Origin of the sequence: Rhodanobacter thiooxydans LCS2 (genome assembly GCF_000264375.1) — a bacterium.
Classification (GTDB): domain Bacteria; phylum Pseudomonadota; class Gammaproteobacteria; order Xanthomonadales; family Rhodanobacteraceae; genus Rhodanobacter; species Rhodanobacter thiooxydans.
In genome coordinates this window covers 1-270 of record NZ_AJXW01000164.1, presented here as the reverse complement: position 1 = coordinate 270, position 270 = coordinate 1, and the positions used below count along the sequence as shown (strand labels likewise).

Annotated in this window: 1 protein-coding gene; it reads right to left on the bottom strand. The window is 71.9% G+C overall.

Features of this window, described 5'->3' with window-relative positions; genetic code table 11:
• Positions 1 to 270 (bottom strand): isoaspartyl peptidase/L-asparaginase (locus UUA_RS18370; RefSeq protein WP_008439769.1); only part of this gene is annotated, 270 nt, incomplete at both ends.

The window sequence follows — 270 nt, the reverse complement described above, 5'->3', positions numbered from 1 at the left end:
CGCCGACGCGGCCCCAGCGCTTGTCAGTCATGCCGCCGGTGGAGGTGCCGGCGGCCAGGCGGCCTTGCGCATCCAGCGCCACCGCACCGACCGTGCCGAAGTGTTTGGCCGTCTCGACGTCCGCATGCGGCTGCTTCGCGGCGTCCTCCTTCAGCGCCTGCTGCAGCTGCTGCCAGCGCTGCTCGGTGCGGAAGTACGGGGGGTCGGCCAGCGGCATGCCGATGCTCTTGGCGAACGCTTCGGCGCCCTGGCCCGAGAGCATCACGTAGG